A 4,425-nucleotide genomic window follows, 5' to 3' on the forward strand; every position below is an offset into this window, starting at 1 on the left:
ACTAAGAGCTATTTGGCAAATGGGGCATCTTGGGGGCCAGATGGGCCAAAAGCTGTGGTAAGTCGCATTCTCTCCTCGCTGGATGAAACCTCAATTCTCAATCGCATCAAAGGGGAATTAGAAGCCAAACTTGATGGACGACGATGGAAGATGAAGACACGTTGATGGGAAGTTTAGCCCTCATGCAAATACTTGGGAAAACGGTATAAGTTTCCTCTAGAAGTCTTCAAGGAATTTTTCATGTCAGATGGACAGTTTAAATTGGATACACTGCTATCTGGCATGGTCGTTTGGCACAGAACAAGCTCTTTAATTTCAATCCCTTCAAGCTCAGTATCCCTCAAATTGGCACGGCTAAAATTAGCACCCAAAAGTGCTGGATTACAGATATTTTCCGTTTTTACGGGAGCGCCTCCATGAGCCATCCATCTATCACCCACAGGAATCTTAATCCTCAAGTTTGCATTACTCAGATTTGCCGCTGACAAATTAGCCCCCCTCAAATCGGTACAGTGAATTGATAGGGTATTGAGCAACGTGACCAAAACCACACTAAGATCGGCATGGCTCAAGTTAGCGCCTTCTAGATTGGCTTTGTACAATACAGCACCGCTGAGTTCAGCCTCGCTCAGATCGGCATTTTTCAGATTCGCAGACGCTAGTATTGTCGGTTGAGAAATGCCTTTGAGGTTAGCTTTCTTGAGGTTAGCTCCTTCCAGATTGGCTCCTTCAAGATTGGCTCCCTCAAGATTGGCTCCTTCAAGATTAGCCCTCATCAGAGCAGCACCTGCTAAATTAACTCCCTTAAGGTTGCAGTTTTGGCAAGAGTTAGTTTGCCGTAAGCGTTCTAAATCGCTACTGTCAAAGCTGCTGGCTTTGTTTGTCCCAATTAGGGTGAAAGTGAGCGTCAAAACGAAGAAATATTGCCATGTCCAGCGCTTGATAGCTAAATTAGAGACTCTTAAGTTGTTCATCATCGGATTGTGGCGAAGGAAATGAGTTCAATGAGTTGGACGGGAGGCAGAATTGAGGATAGTAATTAAAGCAGGGTCTAAGCCAGCTTGGGGAGCCAACTGAATCAGGGTATTGATAGGAACGCCCAGTCCGACAGCGATAGAACTTTTCGGCTCAGAGTTGCGGGTTACTCTGCCGCGAGCGCTATGAATGCCAATGAGACGTCCTTCCTCATCTAGTAGTGAACCTCCACTCATTCCTTTATCACTCACATTGCTATAAGCTAGACCCAACCCTTCCTGAGTGAGTTGGCTAGTGTACTCTACCAGCTTTCCCTCATTAAAGTAGCGCATGATTCCCCCTAGCCAGCCCGTAAGATAAATAGTTTGACCAATCTGGAGAGAATCAGAATCGCCAAGTTGGATGAGGGGATAGTTGCGATCGCTAATGAAGCGTACTACCGCTAAATCAACGTTGGGCAACAGTTTGGTCTGCTTAGGGTCTACGCGGTGTTCCTGAGCATCAAGGGTGACCAAGGTAAAATAGTCTCCTGTCTCTCGGACAACATGGGCATTTGTCAGCCCATAGTAGGTATTACCATCCCGAGCAATTAAGACTACAGAGCCTGCGGTTTCAACACCGATGACTGTTCCCTCACGTCCATAAATTCGAGCGGTGGACTGACGGGCAATTTCTTCAATTTGTTCGCGAGGCAGAGCAAGACAAGTAGAATTCAGGTTAAGCAAAACAATTGTAGTACTGGCCAGGACACTCAGCCAGCGGCGGCTTGGTTTTTTGAGGAGCATGGTTGTGCTACATCTGGGTTAGGTTAAGTAAACTACGGCACGATTAGTAGATGCTCTCTTCAACCAGGGGTAAAGTCCTTAGGTGTATCCTGACAAGGAAGTTTTTGTTTACCGGATTGCGTTAATGAATCTTTTACTCTGAAAAGGGTCATACTAGGCTGAAAAACGTCAACGAACCCGTTAATAAAATTTGCCTTGGTTTGGTCAGACGAATGTAGATAGGACTCTGCTTATTACTCAGTCAAAAACCTGACATTTCTGCGTTCAGTTACAAAAAGTAACATATTCAGAACCCTTTTGTAGAAGAGGATACTCGAACCAAAAGGCCTCCGCACATCTTGCCGGATAGCTTCTGGCTTCATGCATAGCAATGGCCTCTCATTGGCAGACAACTTTGCTAGCTGCCTAATCTCCACAAGCGTTGGGTACACTCACTGCTGGCTGCGCCGCTAAATCTCTACCAGCAGCGCTAATCCCTTGTTCCGTCACACATGTCCCAGTTGATCGAATTCCTTTCCAGAGTTCATTGACTAAGCCTTAGTTGATTATCCTGAAGTTGATTTCCAATCGATAGCGGACTTCAAACGGGCACTTTTGCCCAATTCTTGCTAAAACTGGATATACTCTTCTTGGATAGGAAGATGATTCAAAATCAATTCCAGGCAACGACATCCTTCACCGTCTTAATTAGGTTATTACGCGATCGCACTTCATTTCTCGATGAGATTCGGTCTGGCATCAAACTCAAGAGTAAGAGTAGAGCACTACTCATCTGTAGCTCAATCTTTTTTGCTATCTCTGGTGCGATTATTGGGTCGTTCCACAGTTGGGAGCAGGCGATATCTTCAGCTGTCAAACTTCCGGCTCTCTATTTAATCACGTTACTGATTTGCTTCCCAACTTTATACTTTTTTAACGTTCTATTTGGTTCACGCAAGACTGCTGGACAGCATTTCGCGATGCTCATTGCGGCTGTCTCCGTAATTAGTGTTTTACTATTTAGTTTTGCACCCATTGTTCTATTCTTCCTCATTTCCACACGGAATTATCAGTTTTTTATCCTGTTAAATGTGGCAATTTTTACCGTTACCGGATTCATGGGTATCCAATTCCTCTATCAAGGAATGCAGTCGATGACGAAAGAGGACACCGACGGTATGGAAACCCGAATGAGTATTTTACGGTTTTGGTTGGTGCTGTATGCCTTTGTTGGCACCCAGTTGGCCTGGACATTGCGACCGTTCTTTGGTACACCGGGAACGTCGTTTGTATTATTCCGCCAGTTGGAAGGTAATTTTTATCTGAGTTTGCTACAGGCGATCGGGGAAATTATAGGGTTTTAAAAACCATCTATAGCAATGTAAATTGCAACAATGCAAACCAATGATTTCAACCTGAACCAAAGAAAAATTAGCGATTTTACAACCCATTAGCTATTACCCATTACCCAAAAGAATCAAGGGGTGTACAAGCCGGTTTTGGTATCAAACCAAACTTGCTATAGATGCGATTTGTGTCTTGAGCCCTGTAAACTAGACCGTGACTCGCATCAACGACGGCATCATGGATAACTTCTACAGGGAAATTAATCAGCCAGACGACCAAATTGATCTGGCAAAAGCAGCTCTTTATATAGCTGAAGAAGAATATCCGGACCTTGAGACCGATGAATACCTCAATGCTCTTGATGTTATGGCAGATGAGGTCGAAGAACGCTTACCCGCCGAACGCTATCCTCTGCGAATTATCCAGAGTCTGAACCAATACTTATATGATGACCTAGGTTACATCGGCAACACGGATGATTACTACGACCCACGTAATAGCTTCCTCAACGAGGTTATGGATCGCCGTATCGGTATTCCCATTACCCTTTCCCTCATCTACCTGGAAGTTGCCCGACGATTGGATTTTCCGATGGTCGGCATTAACATGCCGGGACATTTTTTAATTCGCCCAAATTTTGAGGAGGCTGGGATTTTTGTCGATGCTTTCAATCGAGGCGAAATTTTATTTGAACAAGATTGTGAGGCACGACTCGCCCAGATTTACGGGCATCCCGTGCGGCGGCAACCCAGTTTCACCGCCTCGGTAAGTTCTAGGCAGCTGTTAGCGCGGATGCTGAGGAATCTCAAATTGATTTACCTCAACCGCAGCGACTTGCCGAAAGCGCAGGCTGCCGTTGAACGTCTTTTGCTTTTGTTTCCCGATGCTCCCACAGAACTTCGCGATCGCGGACTGATTTACTACCAGTTGGGATACTGGTCTAAAGCCGTCCAGGATTTAGACCTTTATTTGGCAATGCTTCCTAATGCAGAAGATGCTCCTGCGATTCGCCGATTATTGGAGCAACTGAGTCGCGGCACTTGAGACAATTCACTTTTCACTTCGATATATCTCTTCTGCGACTCGTTTGAGGCGTCTAAGCTGGGCTTGCATGTCGTCTTTCGTCCAATTAGCCGCAAAGGTGTTGAATCCCCAGCTAATTAATGGGTTGGAAATTCCAAACTCAAAGCGGTTGAGCAGACGTGTACCCTTGTCATTGGGCTGACACTCCCAGCGATCGCGCCCTTGAAAAAATCCTTGGAATTCCCAAACCACTAAACCCGGTTCTCGTGCTACTACCACGCTATTTAAGGTTGGTTGCAACATAGGGATTTGAATC

The 4,425-nt window shown here is 45.4% G+C and carries 5 protein-coding genes and 1 pseudogene; 3 read left to right on the forward strand and 3 right to left on the reverse strand.

Annotated features, from left to right (window positions below):
- Window positions 1-165 (forward strand): annotated as a pseudogene (locus tag V6C93_RS38245) (GTP-binding protein); the annotation flags it as partial.
- Window positions 166-173: 8 nt separating this feature from the next.
- On the opposite strand, the gene V6C93_RS13990 reads toward V6C93_RS38245, so the two are convergent.
- Together V6C93_RS13990 and V6C93_RS13995 are read right to left on the reverse strand one after the other, a co-directional pair.
- On the reverse strand, window positions 174-977 hold the full coding sequence (locus V6C93_RS13990) for a pentapeptide repeat-containing protein (RefSeq protein WP_333477271.1): 804 nt from the start codon (window positions 975-977) through the stop codon (window positions 174-176).
- A 24-nt stretch (window positions 978-1,001) separates the two neighbouring features.
- Entirely contained in the window at window positions 1,002-1,760 is a 759-nt protein-coding gene (locus tag V6C93_RS13995) for a serine protease (RefSeq protein WP_333477272.1), read from the reverse strand.
- 641 nt (window positions 1,761-2,401) lie between these two features.
- Here V6C93_RS13995 and V6C93_RS14000 point away from each other — a divergent pair.
- Together V6C93_RS14000 and V6C93_RS14005 are read left to right on the forward strand one after the other, a co-directional pair.
- The gene (locus V6C93_RS14000) at window positions 2,402-3,103 is read left to right on the forward strand and encodes an actin-binding WH2 domain-containing protein (RefSeq protein ID WP_333477273.1); all 702 of its coding nucleotides are present in this window, start codon (window positions 2,402-2,404) and stop codon (window positions 3,101-3,103) included.
- Window positions 3,104-3,323: 220 nt separating this feature from the next.
- Entirely contained in the window at window positions 3,324-4,130 is an 807-nt protein-coding gene (locus V6C93_RS14005; protein WP_349262715.1) for a SirB1 family protein, read from the forward strand.
- A 6-nt stretch (window positions 4,131-4,136) separates the two neighbouring features.
- Here V6C93_RS14005 and V6C93_RS14010 read toward each other — a convergent pair.
- The coding region (locus tag V6C93_RS14010) for an SRPBCC family protein (RefSeq protein ID WP_333477275.1) at window positions 4,137-4,425 on the reverse strand (289 nt) is incomplete at its 5' end.

The sequence above is a fragment of the Allocoleopsis sp. genome (genome assembly GCF_036703385.1).
Lineage (GTDB): Bacteria > Cyanobacteriota > Cyanobacteriia > Cyanobacteriales > Coleofasciculaceae > Allocoleopsis.